The organism is Pandoraea sp. SD6-2 (genome assembly GCF_000389825.1).
In the GTDB taxonomy this organism is placed as follows: Bacteria; Pseudomonadota; Gammaproteobacteria; order Burkholderiales; family Burkholderiaceae; genus Pandoraea; species Pandoraea communis.
Genome location: NZ_KB944435.1, coordinates 1 through 19,742, shown reverse-complemented (window position 1 = coordinate 19,742; position 19,742 = coordinate 1). Strand labels below are relative to the sequence as shown.

Sequence of the window (19,742 nt, the reverse complement as noted above, 5' to 3'; positions counted from 1 at the left end):
AGGAGACATGTCACATGGCGGCAAACAGGTTCACACGCGGTTTTGCTTTCTCTGGCGCGACACGTCGTGCGCTGTCCCTATGCGTGGCGGCGTTGTGCACAGCCACGCAGGCATGGGCGCAACCGGCGGGCGTTACCGTCGGTGTCACACTCTCGACCACCGGCCCCGGCGCCTCGCTCGGCATCCCGGAGAAACAGGCCATCGGCATGCTCCCGCCCACGCTCGGGGGATTGCCGGCCCGCTACATCGTGCTCGACGACGCCACCGATCCGACCACGGCGACCAAGAACGCACGCCGGCTGGCGACGGAGGACAAGGTCGACACCATCATCGGGTCGTCGACCACGCCGGCGTGCCTGGCGGTCGCGGCGGTTGCTGCCGATACGCGCACGCCGCAACTGGGCCTGTGCCCGTTCGTGCCGAGTGCGGCGCAAATGCGTTACGTCTTCTCGCTGCCGCAGTCGGTTGCCGTCATGGCCGATGCCGTACTCGATGACATGAAGGCCCACAAGGTGAAGACGCTGGGCTTCATCGGGTTCTCCGATTCGTACGGCGAGGCATGGCTCAAGGACATTCAGGCGCGCGCGGCCGCCCGGCAGATTCAGGTGGCGCCGGTCGAGCGGTATGCCCGCAACGACCAGTCCGTAACGGCACAGGCGCTCAAGATGATGTCGGCCAACGTCGACGCCGTCATCATCGCGGCCAGCGGCACGCCGGGGGCATTGCCGATGAGCACGTTGCGCGAGCGCGGCTACAAGGGACGCATCTACCAGACGCACGGTGTGGCGAACAACGACTTCCTGCGTGTGGCGGGCAAAAATGCCGAGGGGGCGATTCTGCCCGTCGGTAATATTCTCGTGGCCGAGCAACTGCGCGCGAATCATCCGGGCAAAGCGGTCGCCACCGACTTTGTGAAGCGTTACGAGGCGCAATACGGGGCCGGGTCGCGCAATCTGTTCGCAGGGTATGCGTACGACGCCTATCTGGTGCTCGACCGTGCCGTCGCCGTGGCGGCGAAGCAGGCACAACCGGGCACGCAAGCGTTCCGCGATGCCTTGGTGAGCGCCATCGAACAGACACGCGGCCTTGCGGCAACGCACGGCATGATCAATGTCAACGCACAGGACCATTCGGCTTACGGCGAAGACGGTCGCGTGCTCGTCACGGTGAAGGGCGGCAAGTGGACGATCGACTGAACGCAATGGCGACCGGCGCGCGCCGCCTGGCCAGACCGGACATCGAACGCGAGACTCGCGCCGACGGCAGCTTCGTGATTCGCTCGCGAGCCACGCTGGGCGAATTCGCACGCAGTCCGGCCGACTGGCTCGTGCAATGGGCCACGCGCACGCCCGACGCGGTGTTCGTTGCCGAGCGGTGGCGGCCGGGCGAGGGCGCTTCGGCCGCTGACCTCTGGCGGCGCGTGACGTACCGCGATGCGCTGCGCATGGCGCGAAGCATCGGTCAGGCGTTACTGGACCTCGACGTGCCCCGTGACCGGCCCGTGGTGATCCTTTCGGACAACAGCGTCAACCACGCGTTGCTCGTGCTTGGCGCGATGATGGCGGGGCGTCAGACGGCGATCGTGTCGTCCGCTTACTCGCGTGTGGCGAAGGACATGGGCAAGCTGCACGGCATTCTCTCGCGGCTCGATCCGGCGCTGGTGTACGTGGAAGACGCCGAGGACTATGCGCGTGCGCTCACCGGTGCCCCGATCCGATGCCCGATTGTCGCAACCCGCAATGCCCGGCCGGACTGGCTGCGCTTCGACGCGCTCGCCGCCGTGCCGGCATCGCCTGCACTCGATGCGGCGTTTGCGCAGGTGCGCCCGGAAGACACAGCCAAGCTGCTGCTGACATCCGGCTCGACGGGGAAACCGAAAATCGTCGTCAATACGCACCGGATGCTCGCGGCGAACCAGCAGATGATCGCGCAATGCTGGCACTTCATCGACGAGGCGGCGCCCGTCGTCGTGGATTGGTTGCCGTGGAGTCATACGTTCGGGGCGAATCACAACTTCCACATGGCGTTGCGCAATGGCGGCGCGTTCTATGTGGACGATGGCCGTCCCGTGCCCGAGTTGATCGGCCGTTCGATCGAGAATCTGCGTGATGTCTCGCCCACGTTGCACTTCAACGTGCCCAAGGGATTCGAAGCGCTCGCACCGTTTCTGGAAGACGACGACGCGTTTGCCGCGCGCTTCTTCGGCCGGTTGCAGGTGTTGTTCTACGCGGCGGCGAGCCTGCCGCCGGCGGTGTGGCAGCGCTTCGAGCGGTTGGCGTCCCGGCACTGCGACACGCTGCCATTCTTTACCTCCGCGTGGGGCGCGACGGAGACGTCGCCGCTCATCACCAGTGTGCATTTCCCGATTCCGGGTGCGGGCAACATCGGTGTGCCGACACCGGGCAACGAACTCAAGTTCGTGCCCAACGGCGACAAGCTGGAGATGCGGGTGCGAGGGCCGTCGGTGTTTCACCGCTATGCGGGCGATCCGGAGGCCACCGCCAATGCGTTCGACGAAGAAGGTTTCTACCGCACTGGCGATGCGGGGCGCTTGTCCGATCCGGACGACCCAAGTGCGGGCGTGATCTTCGATGGCCGGGTGTCGGAAGACTTCAAGCTCACGAGCGGGACGTGGGTGTCGGTCGGTGCGCTGCGCCTGCGTGCCGTCACCGCACTTGCACCATATGCGTCGGATGTCGTGATCGCGGGGCACGACCGGGACGAGATCGGGCTGTTGATCTTTCCAGGCCCTGCCATGCGCGCCAAGGCGGGGCAAGTCGACGACGCACATGCGGGCAAAGCGATGGCAATGCACGAGGAGGTGCGTGCGCTGGTGGGCGAGGCGCTCGCGCAACTTGCACAGGACGCAGGCAGCTCGCAACGGGCGGGACGCGCGGCCATTCTGGCCTCGCCGCCGTCGCTCGAGCAGGGCGAGATCACTGACAAGGGTTACGTCAATCAGCGTGCCGTGCTCACCTTGCGTGCCGAAGACGTCGCACGGCTTTACTCGGATTGCCCGTCGGTGATCCGCTTGCCGTTGCCGTAAGCGGGGTCGCCGATATCGAGAGGTTAAGAGAAGCCAACGCGCCAGCGCGCCAGTGGCCCTGAAAGCCGCTGGCGCGCGAAGCCGTTCGGAAGATGAGGGTCAGGCGAGCGCGTCGCCGTGGCTCTCCGGCAGGAAGAAGTAGACGATGATCGCGGCGAGCAGGAAGAAACCGGCGGTCGCCCCCAGCGCGGCGCTGACATTCTCACCACGCGACAGCAGGCCGACGGCTGCCGGTGCCAGCGCGCTCGTGGCGCGTCCCGTGTTGTAGATGAAGCCCTGCGCGGTGGCACGCACCTGCGTGGGGAACATCTCGGCGAACGTGGGCGCAAAGCCACTATAGAAACCCGTACCGAAGAACGCCACGACTGGGCCGAAAACCAGCAACAGCATCGGTTCGCGAATCGCCACGTAAAGCGGCACCGTCACCGCCGACACGATGAAGAAGAGCAGGAACGATTTGCGGCAGCCGATGCGGTCGGCGATGTAACCGAAGCAAACGAAGCCTGCGGCAGCGCCGATCTGCATGATGACGATCCACGTCGTGGAGCGCAGCAGATCGAACCCTGGGCCGCCCTGGTCGACGGGCGTTGCGAGATACGCCGGAATCCACGTGAACAGTCCCCAATAGCCGCACATCGCCGCCGCCGTGAAGGCAAGCCCGATCGTCGTGCTGCGTGCATAGGGGCCGAAGAGCATGCCCAGGGTCTGGCCCAGCGTGAGACGCACGCGTTGCTCGCGCCAGATCGCCGGTTCTTCGACGTGGCGGCGTACCCAGAACGCGAGCACCGTCGGCAGAAGCCCGAACGCGAACACCCAGCGCCAACCGAAGTACGGCAGGATGACGGCTGCCACGATGGCCGCGACCGCATAACCGACGGCAAAAGCGCTTTGCACCCAGGCCATGACTTTCGCGCGATGCTCGGCCGGCCACGTCTCGGTGATGAGTGCGGCGCCTGCGGACCATTCGCCACCAATGCCCAACCCGAGCAGGAAGCGGAAGACGAGAAGCTGCGTTACCGAATCGGCCAGGCCGCAAAGCGCTGTGCCGATGGAGTAGCAGAGGATCGAAAGGATCATCGACCGGGTGCGGCCGATACGGTCGGCGAGGAAGCCGAAGAACAGTCCCCCGAAGGCGGTGGCCAGCAGCGTGAGCGAGGCGATCATGCCCGCCACGCCCTTGTCGAAATGCAGATCGACACTGATGTAGCGAATCACCATTGCGAACAGCATCAGATCCATGATGTCGAGCATCCAGCCGATGTAAGCCGAACCAAATGCTCGCCATTGCGCAGGGCTCGCGCCGCGATACCACGGCCGACGTGCCGTGCCCGCCGCCTTCAGGGCGGTCGTGCCAGTGTCCATTCTTGTCTCCTTCATGGAACTCGTCCTAATGTCATACCTCATGTATCGACTATCGATACACATGGGAATGATTTCGTTTGAATAGTAACAGCACATTCCGGCGTGATATGTCGTGGTAAACCATAAATGGTGCTTTATGTATCGATCATCGATACTTGATGCCGAGATTGTCTCGATGGTCGGGGCAGTCGACTGGTCATAGGAGATCGAGAAGTGAAGCCGTTCCAATTGCGTTTGTACGAGGATGTCATCGCGCCGAACCATGCGCCTGTCTATTTGCCTGCCGCACGCCGGACGATTTATGTCGTGCGCGGCGACGTGGCCATCGAGTTCGAGACGGGGGCACAGCATCACCCGGCGCAGAGTGCCTGGCTGGGCGAGGACGATGTGGCGTTGATCGCGGGCAGCGAAGGGGCAACGCTGTGGCGTTGGGAGTTGATGCCGGGCGATGCGCCGACGGCGGGGGAGATTACGTCGGCACCGGGGGCGTCGTCGACGCTCAAGATCGCGGCGCCCATTTCGCTGGACCCGCGCCAACGCTGGCTCATGCGTTGCGACAAGGTACAATTCCCCCCCGGCGGCGTGGCGCATACGCACGTGCATCAAGGGCCCGGCGTGCGATGCACGCTCGAGGGCGAGATCACGATCGAAACGCTCGGTGCGTCGCACACTCACGGGCCGGGACAGGCCTGGCTCGAACTCGGCTACGCACCGGTGCTTGCACCGACGACCGAGGCGCGCGACACGACATTCATCCGCTGTTTCATTCTGCCGCGGGCGTGTCGCAATCGCAGCTCGATTCGTTACGTGCATCCCGAGGATGCGAACAAGAACAAGCCGCAGCGCTATCACGTGTTCGGCGAGCGCTTCATCACGCTCGACGTGCAATAGTCAGGGCGCGGCGACAGCGACAAAGGACGCTCAGTGAAACGATCGAAGGACACCCCGAACGACGTCATCCGCAGCACGCACATCGCGGCTGGCGAGCCAGGCGCGCAACGCGGCGATGAACTCAACACGTCGTCGACTTCGGTCATTTCGTTGCGCATTCTCGAATTGCTGGCCGAGCGCAATGCCGAGTGCGGCGTGACGCATCTGGCAGAGGCGCTCGGTGTGCCCAAGGCGCGTGTGCACCGGCATCTGACGGCGCTGCGTCAGGAAGGCTACGTTGTGCAGAACCCGCGCACCAGCCGATATCGCATCGGCTGGCGACTCTTCCTGCTTGGACAGAAGCTGGTCAAACAGTTCGACGTGGTGAGTCTCGCGCGCCCCGTGATGGAGGAACTGCGCGACGCCGTCGGCCAGACCATCGTCATCAGCTCGTTTACCGAGACCGATGTGGTCGTGCTCGACGTCATGCGCGGGCGCAGTCCGCTGGAAATCCTGCTGCATCCGGGCACGCAGTTCAAGCTGCACAGCGTCGCGCAGGGCAAGATCGCGCTGGCGTTTGGTGCCCCCGAGCGTCGTGAGGCGGTACTCGCCGGTCCACTCGATGCCTGCACCCCTCACACCATTACCGATGCCATGCGTCTGTCGCACGAACTCGCGCTGGTGCGCGAGCGGGGATGGGCCGATGCGCCCGAAGAAGTGTTCCTCGGTGTGAACGCGCTCGCGGCACCCATCGTGCAGGACGACGGTTCGCTGTTCGGCACGCTCGCCATCGTCGGCTCGATTCACTACTTGCCGGCACATCCGAACCCGCAAACGGTCGCGGCACTCACCGACGCCGCCCGGCGCATTTCCCGCCTGCTCGGCAGCGGCCGCGCCGCCTGACGCCACGTCGACAAGCGGGCAGACTCACATCCAGATCAGGAGTCTGTCAGGAGTACGCGACGCCTTTGGCAGAGGGTTTGCCAGGCAGGCATCCGAGACCTTCGAGGGTGGCGTGCACGGCGACGTCGAGCGGGGTATGCGGCTCTGAACCGAGTGCGTCGACGAGTCGTGCATTGTCCATGCGCATCGGCTGTTGCCACAGGTAGCGCATCTCGCGCAGTTCGCGCAGCGTCGTGACAAAAGGCGACGCCGCCCACATGAGCCACCACGGGAAGCGGCGCGTCTTGACGTCGATGCCGTGGCGAGCCATCACCCGCGTGATCGCGGCAGCCATCTCCGTACCGTCGGCATCCCAATGACCTGCCATATGGAAGTTGGAGAAGGCATCGAGCGTGTGACGGCGCTCGATGAGCATGACCATCGTCTGGGCGACGTCGGGCAGATACGACCATTCGTGCCCCACGCCGTGAGCATTCGGTACCTGGACCGCGCGAGTCGTGCGGCCCGCCTTCACGAGTCCTTGGGCGAACCAGCTATTGCGCGTTCGCGGACCGAAGAAGTCGCCCGCCCGCACGATGATCGTCTGTACACCATTGCGGCTTGCGTCGCGCAGACGGTCTTCCATCGTCGCGCGGATTCGCCCTTTGCGTGTGAGCGGCCGTTGCGGCGCGTCTTCCCGCAAGACAGGAAAGCTCTCGGGGCCGTAGTTGTAGACCGTGCCGGGCAGCACGACGGTGGCGCCATGCCGTGTGGCGGCGGCGATCGTGTTGTCGAGCATGGGCAGCACTTGCGTGTCCCAATTGCGATAGCCGGGCGGATTGACGGCATGCACGATCACATCGCAGTCGCGCGCTGCGGCAAGCACATCGTCCGCGTGCATCGCATCGCCGGTGACCCACTCGATTCCGGCGTGAGGGGTGCCGGTACGCGGCGCGCCGCCGCGCCGCAGGGCGTGCACGCGCCATCCTGCCGCGAGCAGTTGCAGCGCAACTTCGCCGCCGATGCCGCCCGTCGCGCCGAGGACTAGCGCGCGAGACACCTTGCCGGGGGATTCGTGGGTCATGGTGTTGCTCCTTGATCGTTGTTGGTGATGCCATTCTCCGCGCGAGGCAATTCAAATAAAATTGCCTGAAATCATCTATCGGCTATACATTTTTGTATGACGACAAATCTGAGCTGGGATCTATACCGGACGTTTCTCTCCGTGCTGACCGAGGGCTCGCTGTCGGGCGCCGCACGGGCACTGGGCATTACGCAGCCCACGGTAGGCCGCCATATCGCGGCACTGGAGGCGGCGCTGGGGCAGGCGCTCTTCACGCGTTCGCAAACGGGTTTGCTGCCAACGGACGCCGCAGAGTCGCTGCGTGCCCACGCACTGGCGATGCAGCACACGGCGCTGGCCTTCGAGCGAGCGGCGGCAAGTGATGGCGACGGGGTGAACGGTGTCGTACGCATCTCGGCGAGCGAGGTTGTCGGCGTGGAAGTGTTGCCGCCGATCCTCAGTGCGTTACGGCGCGCCCATCCGCAACTGACGCTTGAACTGGTTCCGACGAACCGCATCCAGGATCTGCTGCATCGCGAGGTCGATATTGCCGTGCGGATGGCGGCCCCGCAGCAGGATGCATTGATTGCGCGCCGCGTGGGGAACATCGACATCGGCCTGCACGCACGCGACGACTACCTGACGCGCTACGGCACCCCGTCGTCGATGACCGAGCTTGCCCGGCACGCGCTGATCGGTTTCGACCAGATGACACCGTTTCTTCGCGAAGCTACACGCAATGTTCCCCTGTGGTCGCGCGACGCCTTCGCGTTTCGTGCCGATAGCGATCTGGCGCAACTGGCGATGATCCGGGCAGGCTACGGCATCGGCGGGTGTCAGGTACCACTGGCAAGGCGCGATGCCAGGCTCGTGCGCGTATTGCCGAATGCCTTCCGGTTCAAGCTGCCGACATGGGTCACGATGCACGAAGACCTGCGTCAAAGTGCACGTTGCAAGGCGGTGTTCGACGCGCTAGTGGCCGGATTGTCCGCCTACATGGCCGGATAAGCCTGTACGCAAACAAATGGCGGGTGGCTTCGATGAAAATTATTGATATACAATATATCAATAATTTTAACGATCACGAGACACTCACCGCGCCATGTTCGACCCTTCATTGTTCGGCCGCATGCCGCCGGATGTCATTGCGTCCGCGTTGGCTTCTGCCTCGTCCCTCACACCATCCTTGCTGGTTCCCGGCCGTCATTCGCTGGGTTTGAGCGAGCACCGCGACGCGGTGCTCTATGTGCCGTCCGACTTGCCGGCGGACAAGCCCGTCCCGCTGTTCGTGATGTTCCACGGCGCGGGGGGATTTCCGCAAAAGGTGCTGCCGTTCATCGAGCCTCATGCGGAGCAGCACAAGTTTCTCGTGCTCGCGCCGCATTCGATCTTTCCGACGTGGGACATCGTGATCGGCGGCAACGGCCCCGATCTGGAGCGCCTGCAACTCGCGTTGAGCCACGTGGCGGCCCGGTATCGCATCGACACCGGCCGCGTGGCGTTCGCGGGCTTTTCGGATGGCGCGAGCTACGCGTTATCGATCGGTGTGACGAACGGTGACATCGCGAGCCATGTCATCGCGTTCTCGGGCGGCTTCATGTCCGTCTTCGTGCAGGAGGGGCAACCCCGGATATTCATCGCGCACGGGCTGAGCGACGAGCAATTGCCCATCGCGACAAGCGGCCGGCAGAACGCCAACAAGCTCAAGGCAGCGGGCTACGACGTGCAATACGTCGAGTTCGACGGACTGCACATTATCGAGCCGGGCGTCGTGGCGCAGGCCGTCGACTTCTTCCTCATCTGAGAGGCGCGCTGCCATAGGGCAATGTGCGCACGGACCAAACGCGACACGGGGAGTGCCGTTCATGGATTTCGAGATTCCGGAGTCACTGATTCATCCGCTAATGCAACTGATCGGCGCCGATTCGCCGCTGGGCAAGCAGTTGACGGCCTACGGCGTGTGTCGCGGCAACATGATGGTGTCGAGCCAATGGTTCGATGCCAAGTCGCTCAATACGCTCTATGTCCTGAGCAAGACACAGAACGAACGTGCGTTGATGTTTCAGATGCTCGCGCTCGACAATGTCTACAACGCACCGCAGGCGCGCGTGATTCCGGATCTGGACAAGCTGGTGCCGGGGCTTGTGGCATATCTTTCGCGCGACGTCATCGACGGCTGGGTGTACCAGCGTCATCGCGACGGCGCATTGCTGCCGTGGCTGGTGCGCCGTCTGCGCTACGTGGAACCCGACCAGGGCTCGCCCTACGTCGTCATGGACATGTTGGCGAACACCATGCAGTCGGCCAATTCGAATCTGACGGAGCATCGTCTGCGTCGTTCGGGCATGACCACGTCGTTGGTCTTCACGCGCGAGGACATCGCCAATCGCACCATTCCGGAGTTGCTTGCGGAGTTCGGCTTCTACAAAGAGTGCGCCGAGTTCAAACACGAGTACGAGCAGCATGCCCAGCGGTTTCTACGGGTGCAGCGCGCGTTCGGCACACAGTTCGTGCTTCGCCGTGCGGCGTTCTCGGTCGATCCGAAGGGGGCGACGGAGTTGATTCGGGTGGTGGAGGGCACGACGGCGAAGTGTGTGAACGACGAAGCACGTCTGGAACGCAATTTCGAGATGTCGTGCGACGCCGAATTCTGGCGCAAGGCACAGATCGATCACGCCTTCGAGACAATTCCGCTGCATTGCTATGTGCACGTATTCCATCTGGACTGGCATCGCAATCTCTGGGTGCACGTGCAGAACATGACAGAGTACGAGTACCAGCCCGGCTTGCGCGACAAGCTGGTGTTGCCTGTGCATCATCACGACCTGATCGACATCCTGACGTCGAACATGGACGTGATGATGCCGGACTTCGTCCCCGGTAAATCGGGCGGTGCGACGATTCTCTGTCAGGGGGCGCCCGGACTGGGCAAAACGCTCACGGCGGAGATTTACTCGGAGGTTGTCGGCAAGCCGCTGTACCGCGTGCATTCGGGGCAATTGGGGACGACGGCGGCGTCTGTGGGCGCCTCACTCATGAGTATTCTGCGTCGCGCGATGTGCTGGAATGCGATTCTGTTGCTCGATGAAGCCGACGTGTACATCCGCCGGCGCGACAACGATCTCGAGCACAACGCCATCGTCGCCGAGTTCCTGCGCTCGCTGGAGTATTTCCACGGATTGTTGTTCATGACGACCAACCGGATCGGCGATGTGGACGACGCCATCCTGTCGCGCTGCATCGCGACGATTCATTACGAGTTACCGTGCCGGGAGGATGCGCGGCGGCTCTGGCGAATGCAGGCCGAGCAGGTGGGCGCTTATCTGGACGACGCGTTGATCGAAGCGCTCGCCAGTCGCTATCCACAGGCGAGCGGACGCGACATCAAGGAACTGATGAAGCTCGCGAGCCGCTACTGCAAAGTCAAGGACACGCCCTATACGGAGGACGTATTCAAGTTGTGCGGACGCTTCCGGGGTTACGGCGATTGACGTGAGCGGGCACGGCGCAGTCCACCGCGCCGCGACATCCAGAGCACGGCGGCGGCCAGTGCGATGCCGGCAAGAATGTCGACAAGGTAATGACCGCCGAACGGTAGCGCGGCGATTGTCATCGCGACCACATGAAGTCACCGGCTTCCACTTCCCCCCAGTTCTGATTCAGACGATAGACGGCCTTTCCTTCCAGCACATACAGGCCCGCCTGCGCCTGGGGGCGCGACGAGCGGGCACTGGCGTGTGTCATGGCACGACCACCGGCAGCGGCCAGCGAAACCGGGCGAGGACGTTGGCGTCGCGGTCCGTGACGATGGCCTCGACGTTCAGTTCGGCCGTGCCGCCTGCTACGACGTCGGCCTGCCAGAAGGCATCCGGTGCCTCGCGGGCGACAGGCGCCTGCGGGGCGCCCGACTGCGGCGCATAGCGCGTAGCGTGCTCATCGACATGCATTTCCAGACCACCCAGTGTCGACTCGTCATCCACGGAGAGCTGGAGCAGCACGGCGTGTTCGCCACGCATGGCAAGTGACGTCCAGCGCAGCCGGAGGCAGTCACCGGCACGGACATCGATAGGCCACGGAGCCGCGCAGATGCCATGAAGCGCAACGCTGTCGGGCGCGAGTCCGTAGCAACCGTCGCCTTCGATATCCACGGGGTTGTGCGCCGCGTCGGGGTACCGGTCGAGCAGCATTACCGCATCGATGACAAGCAAAACGTCGGCGAAGGCGCGGGTTTCACTACCGGCGCTGGAGGTGCGTGCATCGGACATGGGAATTCCTTGCCGTGAGCTGTCGTTGCGTTGCCGCGATCCGGCACCCTGCGTTGCGGTATACCTGCAGGAAACGGATCGCGGCCCGGCCTGGGTCAGTTGTTGCGGATGGTGATGAACGGATCCCACTGGTAGCAGCCGCACAGATTGCCGCTGCGGTCGAGGATCATGAACTGGAAGTGATAGGTCACGCGCCCGGTCTTGAGCGTTTCGCAGGACCAGAAGTAGTTCGAGCACTTTTGCTTCTTCGGCTTGGTCGGGTCCGGCGGGTTCGGCACGGGCAAGGTGACTTCGGCCTCACGCGGCGAGGGCGGTGAGATCAGATCATTGCCTTGATTGCCGACGAACTTGTAGAAGATGCACGATTGCTCGAAGCCCAGTGAGAGCGAGCTTTCGCGCCACCGGATGACGTCCCCGACAGTGGCTGCAATATCCAGCTCGCCGCCCGCTTGTCCGCTCACCACGTTGTTTTGCGTCACGATCATGAAGACGTGCTTGAAATCGATGAGCGGTGGATTCGCCATGCTGGAGTTCTTGCCGTACCGGTCGACAATCGTTTTGGTGTCGATGCTCACCAGTACATCGGTAATTTCTGACATGTGTTTCTCCACGAAAGACTGCGTTGAATGCCGTCGATCTCGTGCGACGACGGCCTCGAAGGCAGCGGCTTGTCAGCCGCGCGCGAAACGCCGGAGCGCGTTCCACCGATGGAGCGTAGAAAGGGGATCGCCGATGTTCAACCACCCGAGGGAGGTGCCAGATAAGTGACATCTGCGCGCAAACCGGCACCGCGACTGATGTTGGCGCTGCGGCCGTACGTTCACCAATCGGGGAATTGGAGCACAACAACCAAAAACAACCCGTGCGTGCATCGCGGGCATAGGCTGCGTCACCGTTATCGAGGTGCCGGCCGCGCGCGCGAGGCGAAGTCGCTGCCATTGCGCATGTGGGCCTTAGGGAACCGATGCGCTTGCGCGGCATCTCCTTCGCATGGCATGATGGAACATCAAATGTTACGTGAAAATGGAGTCAAGCCATGCAGCAAGACACGATAGCGATGTTCGACCAGCACGCGGCGACGTACGATCAGACGTGGCAAGCGCTGGCGCCATTGCGCGAGGCGCTGCAACTAGTACTCGGCAGCGTCTTTGCGCCATTGCCGGAAGCGGCCAATGTTTTGTGCGTCGGGGCGGGCACCGGGGCGGAGATTCTGTCGCTCGCCGAGCGCCATCCCGGTTGGCGCTTTACCGCAGTGGAGCCGTCCGGGCCGATGCTCGACGTCTTTCGCGGCAAGGCCGAGGCGGAGGGCATCGCGTCGCGTTGCGTCTTTCATCAGGGGTATCTGGATTCGCTGCCGGCGGCTGCGCCATTCGACGCAGCGACGGCGATTCTCGTCTCCCAGTTCGTGACCGATCCTGTAGCACGACGGGGGTTCTTCCGCGCCATAGCGCAGCGGTTGCGTCCGGGCGGCTATCTTGCGAGCGCCGATCTGGCTTGCGAGATGACATCGGAAGCCGGAAGCCGGTTGCTCGACGTCTGGTTCGAGATGGTGTCGGTGAGCCCCGAGGCACGCGAGCGTGCGAAGGCGATCTACGGCTCTCAGGTGGCGGTGGTACCGCCCGAGGCGGTGAGCGACATCATCCGGGAGGGCGGTTTCGACGGGCCGGTACGGTTTTTCCAGAGCGGCCTCATTCACGCCTGGTTTGCGCGTCAGGCGCTCGATAGCTGAGGCGACGATGAGGAGCGATAGCCGGCTTTCGCGCATGTTGCACGTGCTGCTGCACATGGCGCGGCACGATGAGCCGTTCACCTCCGAGCAACTGGCGCAGATGCTGCGCACGAATCCCGTAGTGGTCAGACGCACCATGGCGGGCCTGCGCGAGGCGGGCTATGTGCGCTCCGACAAAGGGCACGGCGGTGGCTGGTCCATCGCCTGCGATTTGCACGACGTAACCCTGCTCGATATCCATCGCGCGGTTGGCGGACCGCACATCTTCGCCATCGGGGTAGAGAGCGACAATCCGGAGTGCGCCGTCGAGCGCGCGGTGAATGCGGCACTCGATGGTGCGTTGCGCGAGGCGGAGTCCATCCTCATCGCGCGGCTTGGCGCGATCTCGCTGGCCGACCTTGCGCAGAACTTCGATGTGCTCTGCCGGCAGCACGAATCGTCGCGCCACTGATCATTGCGCGGCCGAGAGCTGCGCCTTGATCGCGGCCTCGGTCTTGTCGTAATCGCCTTCACCGAAATGCGTGTAGACAATCTTCCCTGACTTATCGACCAGATAGAACGCGGGCCAGTACAGGTTGTCGTAGGCTTTCCACGTGGCGTAGCGGTTGTCCAGCGCGACCGGGTAGGTGATGCCGAAGCGCCGGATGGCGTCGCTGACATTGCCCGTATCGCGCTCGAACGCATACTCGGGCGTGTGCACGCCGACCACCACCAGTCCCTGATCCTTGTACTTCTTGTACCACTGCTGAACATATGGCAGCGTGTGGATACAGTTGATGCACGAGTACGTCCAGAAATCGACCAGCACGACCTTGCCGCGCAGTTGTTGGAGCGTGAGCGGCTGGCTGTTCAGCCAGTTGTCCACGCCCGTGAATTCCGGCGCCGCCCCTCCGGTCATCGGGCGCGCCTGCGACGGGGCACAAGCGGCAAGGCCGGTGAGGGTGAGGGCGACGAGGGCACTTCTGAGCAGCGTCAGCATGGCGGTTTCTCCTGAGAGCGGTGCAACGGTTTTGGATGAGTCAGTGACCGTATTTCACTGCCGGGGCGTATCTGCCATGTGTTCGCCGATGCCCATTTCGGCAATATCGTGTATCCGGACCGCCGCCAGATACACAGTGATACAAACGACGGCGGCGATTGGTCTATAAAGCACTCAGCGATCGCGCCGCCGGCGCGGGCACACAGGAGAGTCGCGAAATGTCGTCCGAATGGTTGCAAGGGTCCTGCCACTGCGGGGCCGTCCGATTCGAAGTCCAGACGCCGGTCGAGCCGGCCGCCCGCTGCAATTGCAGTCTCTGCCGGCGCAAGGGGGCTTTGATGACACCCGCCTTTCCCGAGGCCAACCTGCATATCCTGTCGGGGGCGGAAGACCTGACGTGCTACCAGTTCAATACCCGCGTTGCCCGTCATTACTTTTGCAGGCATTGCGGTATCTACCCGTTCCACGCGTCGCGCACTGCACCTGGCATGTGGCGGGCGAACATCGGCTGTCTGGAAGGCGTCGATCCCTACGCGCTGGACGCGTCGGTGGCCGACGGCCGGACGCTCTCCGTGGTGGCGCACGCATGAGACGCCTGCTCAGTCTGATCGCCTTTCTGGCAGGCGGCTTCAGCACCGAAGTCATCCGTCCGCTGCAATGCGATCTCGCGCCGGCCAGCCGCCGGACGATGCCGGCAACGGCGCGTTTGCGGCGTCGCACCGGCCCGGCTTTGCCCGGCGGCGGCAAGGGCCGCCGTACTCAACCGTCATCGCTATAATCGCGCGCATGGAAAAGATCGATCATGTATTGATCGTCGACGACGATCGCGGTATTCGGGAGCTGCTGGCCGAATATCTCGAAAAGAACGGCATGCGCGTGAGCGTTGCCGCGAACGGGCGTGAGATGCGGGCGGTGCTGGCCGACGGCCCGCCGGACCTGATCGTGCTCGACCTGATGCTGCCCGGCGAAGACGGCCTCGTGCTGTGCCGCGAACTGCGCGCGGGCAAGTTCAAGGCGGTGCCGGTGCTGATGCTCACCGCACGCAGCGAAGAGACCGACCGTATCGTCGGGCTGGAGATGGGCGCAGACGATTACCTTGCCAAGCCGTTTGCTGTGCGTGAATTGCTCGCCCGGATCAAGTCCGTGCTACGCCGCACCCGCATGCTTCCGCCGGGGATGCAGATTACCGAGACGGCCGAGATCCTGGGCTTTGGCGAATGGCAGCTCGATACGACGGCCCGACATCTGCTCGATACCGAAGGCACACAAGTGGCGCTCAGCGGCGCGGAATATCGGTTGCTGCGTGTGCTGCTCGATCACCCGCAACGGGTGCTCACGCGAGACCAGTTGCTCAACCTCACGCAGGGGCGGCAGGCCGACGCTTTCGATCGCTCCATCGATCTGCTCATCAGTCGCTTGCGTCAGCGTTTGCGCGACGGTGCGCGTGAGCCCCGCTATATCAAGACGTTGCGCAACGAAGGCTATGTGTTTTGCGCGGCGGTCACTGTGGTTGCCGCCCCCGAATGACACCGTCTCCGACGCCGTCCCCGGCGCTTCGCCGGCCACGCTTGCACTGGCCGCGCTCGCTCTTCGCGCGGCTCGCCCTCATCCTGTTTGTTGGTCTGGCGCTTGTACAGGCGCTTTCGTTCTGGCTCACGATGACCGAGCGAAACCGCGTGACGTCGAACATGATGAGCGTCTACATCGAGAGCGAGGTCGCCAGCTCGGTCGCGTTGCTCGACCATCTGCCCCCTGCCGAGCGGGCACAATGGCTGCCGCGTCTGGCGCGGCGCAGCTATCGTTTCGAACTGGGGGACGGGGAGCGCGGCGGCACACCCGACGCAGGACTCGCCGTACAGGTCGCCCGTGTGATTCGGGACGCCATCGGCGTGTCGTATCCGTTGACAGTGAACAGCGTGCCCAACGATCCTGACCGGCTTCAGGTGCACCTGCGCCTTACCGACGGCTCGCCACTCACCATCGACGTGTTTCCGACACCGACACTCCCGCTTTCCGGCTGGCTGCCGGCCGTGCTGATATTGCAGTTGGTGATGATCGCCGGTTGCTGCTGGCTGGCCGTGCGTGTGGCGACGCGTCCGCTGAACGCGCTGGCGAATGCGGCCGACGCACTTGGCCCGGATCTGCGCGCCGAGCGTCTGAATGAAGACGGCCCGTCCGAAGTTGCGCGCGCGGCGCGGGCGTTCAACGCCATGCAGGACCGCATCGGCAGTTACATGACCGAGCGCATGCAGATTCTTGCCGCGATTTCGCACGACCTGCAAACGCCGATCACGCGGATGCGCTTGCGGGTCGATACGATGGACGACGAGACATCGGCGGTGCGCCTGCAGCAGGATCTGCGCGAGATGGAGTCCCTCGTCAAGGAAGGGGTGACGTATGCACGCACGCTGCACGGCGCGTCTGAAGCGCCTTGCAAGGTCGATCTCGATGCGTTGCTCGACAGCCTGGTGTGCGACTACGCCGACGCGGGCTCGCCCGTCACGCTCGAGGGGCTGGTCGGTCATCCGATCGTGACGCGTCCTCAGGCATTGCGGCGCATTGTCGGCAATCTCCTCGACAACGCGCTCAAGTACGGCAATGAAGCGCAGTTGGCCGTGACACGAAGCGTGAACGGTATCGACGTGGTGGTGTGCGATCGAGGACCGGGCATTCCGGACGACATGCTCGATGCGGTCTTCGCGCCGTTCGTGCGTCTGGAAACGTCGCGCAATCGCCATACCGGTGGCACCGGCCTGGGGCTCGCCATCGCTCGTCAGCTTGCGCAGGCCATGGACGCCACACTGACGCTGCGCAATCGTGAGGGCGGTGGCCTGGAGGCGCGTCTTTCGCTCAGGGCATGGGACGCGGCGCTATGCGCGCCACGATAAGTCTCGAGCGGTCATGAAAATGGCGGGTTCCGGCACCTGCAGGTGCCGGGCGATCAGAGCAGATCGGTGATTTGCGGATGAGACTTGACCGGGTCGAACGCGACGATGCGATAGTCGGCCAGCGCATGAACGTGGAAGGGGTCTTGTGCGAGGATCGCATCGAGTTCGTCGCGCGAGACCTTGCCCGACACGATGATGACGCCGCCATTGCGCGGCTGTTTCGGCCCCGATGCAATGAACAGACCGCGTTCGTACTGCGTGGCGAGAAACTGGCGGTGGGCTTCGAGCTGCGCGTCAATGGCGCTGGTAGGTTGCAGGTAAGTCAGTTCGACGATGTACATCAGCGAGACCCTATCGAAAACGCGGCCTTCGCCGCAGGGGTGCAGTGTAGCAATTCGTCCTACGGCATGTGCATCAGGCCGCCACCCGCACGCCGCGCCATGGCGACTTCTGAGGTCGCTCTGACGGGGCGTGAGCGGCGACGGCGCGGCTATCGTTCCAGACCGGCCCGGTGCTTCTGATACTGGATTGCGGAGACAATCGCCACACGGCGGATCGGCTCGGGCGGCAGCCAGGTCGGCCGCTCGAAGCCCAGCGCATCGGATAGCTCGGGCGATTGTTGGCCGCAGGCCATCTCGCCGAGCAGCTTGCCGAACATGCTGCCCTTGAGCACGCCCGCCCCATTGCATCCGATCGAGGCGAACAGCCCTTTGCGCACTTCGCCGAAATATAGCGCGCCATTGCGGGTGAGGGCCGTGACGCCCCCCCAGACGTACGCGAACTTGTGCGAGGCCATCTGGGGATAGCGACGGCGATACGCGTCTGTGAGCATGGCGCCGACCTCGGCCATCGGACGTTCCTTCTCGTACGAATAGGCGCTGCGCACAACGAAGCGGCCGCCGAGCGTCTTGCGCAGCGTCGTGCCTAGCCGGTTCGCCGGAATCACGCCCCATTCGGGGGCTGAACCCAGCTTGGCGAGTTCGTCGGCGGGCAGTGCCGGCGTCATGGCGGCATACGTGTAGATCGTGAAGACACGATCGCGCGCGAGCCCCAGCTTGCGCGCGAAGCCGTTGTTCGCGACGATCACCTGCGCGGCGCTCAGTTGCGTCGTCGCGGTCGTCACTGTGAAGGGGCCGTTACCGTCAAGCGACACGACGGGTTCGTTCTCCCACAGCCGGACGTTGTCGGGCAGGCTGTCGGCCAGGCCGCGAACGAACGCTGCGGGTTGCACGAAAACATTACTGTCGGAGTGATAACCGTAGCGGTAATAGCCGGTGCCGATCTCGCTTTGCAGCGCGTCGCGCGACAGTTCGCGGTACGTCACCCCCCACTCGCGGTATTGCGCGAGCGTGTCGCGCAAGCGTTGCTCGCCGTCTGGTGTTGCGGCCGCGTGGTACTTGCCGACAGGGTTCCAGCCACAGTCGATGCCGTGCGTCGTGACGAGTTCATGCAGCCATTTGAGGCCGGTGTCGTAGAGCTGGATCTGCTTGCGTGCGACTTCCAGCGGACTGCCATGTCCGCCCATCCCGGTGTTGTGCGGCAGGTTGATGAGAAAGCCCGAGTTGCGCCCGGCCGAACTGTCGCCGATGGTGGTGGCATCGATCACCAGCACCGTGGCGTTGGGGCGAAGTTCGGCCACGCGCCGCGCGGCGGCCAGGCCAGTGAAGCCTGCGCCGATGACGATGACGTCGAAACTGCGGGCCACCGGCGCTCGCGTGTGAGGCATGCGCGCCGGCAGCAGCGCGTTCCAGCCAGATCCCGCCTGATAGGCGGGAAAGGCGTCCCGCGCGAGGCGGGAGGGAGTGACTTGATTGGAGGGCATGACGATAGAAATGCGGGGGCTTGCCGGAAGTTACGCGGCCTGGCTTTCCAGACTGCGCATGACCTCGGTCTGTACGGTGTTCCAGATTTGCGACTTGAGTTCGTTGTAGCGCGGCGAGAGCTGCACCTGAGCGTCGCGCGGCATGGGCAGATCGTTCGGCAGATCGCAGGCCACCCGGCCCGGGCGTGCACTCATGATCACCATGCGCGTGGAGAGCATCAGCGCTTCGTCGATGGAGTGCGTGATGAAGACGATCGTCTTGCCGCTCTTCTGATAGATCTGGAGCAGCTCTTCCTGCAACACCTGACGCGTCATCGCGTCGAGCGCGGCGAACGGTTCGTCGAGCAGAATCACGTCCGGATCGTTGGCGAGCACGCGGGCGATCGACACGCGTTGGCGCATGCCCCCCGAGAGCGCCTTCGGAAAGCGATCCTCGAAGCCCCTGAGGCCAACCATCTCGATGTAGCGCCGTGCGGTGGCGTAGCGCGTGGCCTTGTCGATGCCCTTCATCTTCAGGCCGAAGGCCACGTTATCGAGCACATTCAGCCACGGAAACAGCGCGTACTGCTGAAAAACCATGCCGCAGTGCGGATCGATGCCCTTCACCTGACGACCGTTCACACGAATCTGCCCCGTCGTCGGCGCGTCGAAGCCCGTGATGAGGTTGAGCAGCGTCGACTTGCCGCAACCGGACGCGCCGAGCAACACCACGAACTCACCGCGTGCAATGTTCATATCCACGCGCTCGAGCGCCTGGAAGTCGCCATAGCGCTTCGAGACACCGTCGATAGCGATCATCGTTTCGGCGTTGCCTGAGGCCGCGCCGCCGGGGGTGC

22 protein-coding genes and 1 pseudogene are annotated in these 19,742 nt (G+C 63.8%); 13 read left to right on the top strand and 10 right to left on the bottom strand.

Features of this window, described 5'->3' with window-relative positions:
- The first annotated feature begins 14 nt into the window (after positions 1-14).
- Together C266_RS09815 and C266_RS09810 are read left to right on the top strand one after the other, a co-directional pair.
- Positions 15-1,196, top strand: a complete 1,182-nt coding sequence (locus C266_RS09815) for an ABC transporter substrate-binding protein (RefSeq protein ID WP_010807946.1) — start codon at positions 15-17, stop codon at positions 1,194-1,196.
- Positions 1,181-3,046 carry a feruloyl-CoA synthase gene (locus C266_RS09810; RefSeq protein WP_010807945.1) on the top strand — a complete coding sequence of 622 codons (1,866 nt, stop codon included), beginning with the start codon at positions 1,181-1,183 and terminating at the stop codon, positions 3,044-3,046. The genes C266_RS09815 and C266_RS09810 overlap by 16 nt, the downstream gene beginning before the upstream one ends.
- 99 nt (positions 3,047-3,145) lie before the next feature.
- Here the strand turns inward: C266_RS09810 and C266_RS09805 are convergent, their stop codons facing one another.
- Positions 3,146-4,408, bottom strand: coding sequence for an MFS transporter (locus tag C266_RS09805; RefSeq protein WP_010807944.1), 1,263 nt, complete (start codon positions 4,406-4,408; stop codon positions 3,146-3,148).
- 213 nt (positions 4,409-4,621) lie between these two features.
- Between C266_RS09805 and C266_RS09800 the strand changes: the two genes are divergently transcribed.
- The gene (locus C266_RS09800) at positions 4,622-5,299 is read left to right on the top strand and encodes a hypothetical protein (RefSeq protein WP_010807943.1); all 678 of its coding nucleotides are present in this window, start codon (positions 4,622-4,624) and stop codon (positions 5,297-5,299) included.
- 33 nt (positions 5,300-5,332) lie between these two features.
- Positions 5,333-6,181, top strand: a complete 849-nt coding sequence (locus C266_RS09795; RefSeq protein ID WP_010807942.1) for an IclR family transcriptional regulator — start codon at positions 5,333-5,335, stop codon at positions 6,179-6,181.
- A gap of 46 nt (positions 6,182-6,227) precedes the next feature.
- Here the strand turns inward: C266_RS09795 and C266_RS09790 are convergent, their stop codons facing one another.
- Entirely contained in the window at positions 6,228-7,244 is a 1,017-nt protein-coding gene (locus C266_RS09790; protein ID WP_010807941.1) for an NAD-dependent epimerase/dehydratase family protein, read from the bottom strand.
- Between the two features lie 96 nt (positions 7,245-7,340).
- On the opposite strand from C266_RS09790, the gene C266_RS09785 reads away from it, so the two are divergent.
- The 3 genes from C266_RS09785 to C266_RS09775 all read left to right on the top strand — a co-directional run bounded on the left by C266_RS09785 (position 7,341) and on the right by C266_RS09775 (position 10,714).
- Positions 7,341-8,231, top strand: coding sequence for a LysR family transcriptional regulator (locus C266_RS09785; RefSeq protein ID WP_010807940.1), 891 nt, complete (start codon positions 7,341-7,343; stop codon positions 8,229-8,231).
- Positions 8,232-8,325: 94 nt separating this feature from the next.
- Entirely contained in the window at positions 8,326-9,027 is a 702-nt protein-coding gene (locus tag C266_RS09780) for an alpha/beta hydrolase (RefSeq protein ID WP_010807939.1), read from the top strand.
- 61 nt (positions 9,028-9,088) lie between these two features.
- Positions 9,089-10,714: an ATP-binding protein gene (locus C266_RS09775; RefSeq protein WP_010807938.1), complete on the top strand. Its 1,626-nt coding sequence runs from the start codon at positions 9,089-9,091 to the stop codon at positions 10,712-10,714.
- Here C266_RS09775 and C266_RS28255 read toward each other — a convergent pair.
- The 4 genes and pseudogenes from C266_RS28255 to C266_RS09765 form a co-directional block, all read right to left on the bottom strand.
- Entirely contained in the window at positions 10,702-10,836 is a 135-nt protein-coding gene (locus C266_RS28255) for a hypothetical protein (protein WP_256380700.1), read from the bottom strand. The genes C266_RS09775 and C266_RS28255 overlap by 13 nt on opposite strands.
- Positions 10,836-10,922 (bottom strand): annotated as a pseudogene (locus C266_RS27385) ((S)-ureidoglycine aminohydrolase); the annotation flags it as partial. The gene C266_RS28255 and the pseudogene C266_RS27385, both read right to left, overlap by 1 nt.
- A gap of 41 nt (positions 10,923-10,963) precedes the next feature.
- Entirely contained in the window at positions 10,964-11,488 is a 525-nt protein-coding gene (locus C266_RS09770) for an AidA/PixA family protein (protein WP_010807936.1), read from the bottom strand.
- Positions 11,489-11,583: 95 nt separating this feature from the next.
- Complete coding sequence (locus C266_RS09765; protein WP_010807935.1) at positions 11,584-12,087, bottom strand: inclusion body family protein; 504 nt, start codon at positions 12,085-12,087, stop codon at positions 11,584-11,586.
- A 437-nt stretch (positions 12,088-12,524) separates the two neighbouring features.
- Between C266_RS09765 and C266_RS09760 the strand changes: the two genes are divergently transcribed.
- On the top strand, positions 12,525-13,217 hold the full coding sequence (locus tag C266_RS09760) for a class I SAM-dependent methyltransferase (RefSeq protein ID WP_010807934.1): 693 nt from the start codon (positions 12,525-12,527) through the stop codon (positions 13,215-13,217).
- A gap of 7 nt (positions 13,218-13,224) precedes the next feature.
- The gene (locus tag C266_RS09755) at positions 13,225-13,668 is read left to right on the top strand and encodes an Rrf2 family transcriptional regulator (RefSeq protein ID WP_036662427.1); all 444 of its coding nucleotides are present in this window, start codon (positions 13,225-13,227) and stop codon (positions 13,666-13,668) included.
- Here the strand turns inward: C266_RS09755 and C266_RS09750 are convergent, their stop codons facing one another.
- The gene (locus C266_RS09750) at positions 13,669-14,196 is read right to left on the bottom strand and encodes a thioredoxin family protein (protein WP_010807932.1); all 528 of its coding nucleotides are present in this window, start codon (positions 14,194-14,196) and stop codon (positions 13,669-13,671) included.
- 218 nt (positions 14,197-14,414) lie between these two features.
- Here C266_RS09750 and C266_RS09745 point away from each other — a divergent pair, with 218 nt between their 5' ends.
- The 4 genes from C266_RS09745 to C266_RS09730 are packed head-to-tail and all read left to right on the top strand — an operon-like array spanning position 14,415 to position 17,084.
- Entirely contained in the window at positions 14,415-14,786 is a 372-nt protein-coding gene (locus tag C266_RS09745; RefSeq protein ID WP_010807931.1) for a GFA family protein, read from the top strand.
- On the top strand, positions 14,783-14,974 hold the full coding sequence (locus tag C266_RS09740) for a hypothetical protein (RefSeq protein ID WP_010807930.1): 192 nt from the start codon (positions 14,783-14,785) through the stop codon (positions 14,972-14,974). Before C266_RS09745 ends, C266_RS09740 begins: the two co-directional genes overlap by 4 nt.
- A gap of 8 nt (positions 14,975-14,982) precedes the next feature.
- On the top strand, positions 14,983-15,723 hold the full coding sequence (locus C266_RS09735) for a response regulator (RefSeq protein ID WP_010807929.1): 741 nt from the start codon (positions 14,983-14,985) through the stop codon (positions 15,721-15,723).
- A complete protein-coding gene (locus tag C266_RS09730; protein ID WP_036662425.1) occupies positions 15,720-17,084 on the top strand; it encodes a HAMP domain-containing sensor histidine kinase in 1,365 nt (454 codons plus the stop codon). Before C266_RS09735 ends, C266_RS09730 begins: the two co-directional genes overlap by 4 nt.
- 53 nt (positions 17,085-17,137) lie before the next feature.
- Here the strand turns inward: C266_RS09730 and C266_RS09725 are convergent, their stop codons facing one another.
- The 3 genes from C266_RS09725 to C266_RS09715 all read right to left on the bottom strand — a co-directional run bounded on the left by C266_RS09725 (position 17,138) and on the right by C266_RS09715 (position 19,704).
- The gene (locus tag C266_RS09725) at positions 17,138-17,425 is read right to left on the bottom strand and encodes a YciI family protein (protein ID WP_010807927.1); all 288 of its coding nucleotides are present in this window, start codon (positions 17,423-17,425) and stop codon (positions 17,138-17,140) included.
- Positions 17,426-17,574: 149 nt separating this feature from the next.
- A complete protein-coding gene (locus C266_RS09720) occupies positions 17,575-18,906 on the bottom strand; it encodes an FAD-binding oxidoreductase (RefSeq protein WP_036662424.1) in 1,332 nt (443 codons plus the stop codon).
- A gap of 30 nt (positions 18,907-18,936) precedes the next feature.
- Positions 18,937-19,704 carry an ABC transporter ATP-binding protein gene (locus C266_RS09715; RefSeq protein WP_036662463.1) on the bottom strand — a complete coding sequence of 256 codons (768 nt, stop codon included), beginning with the start codon at positions 19,702-19,704 and terminating at the stop codon, positions 18,937-18,939.
- Positions 19,705-19,742: the final 38 nt, after the last annotated feature.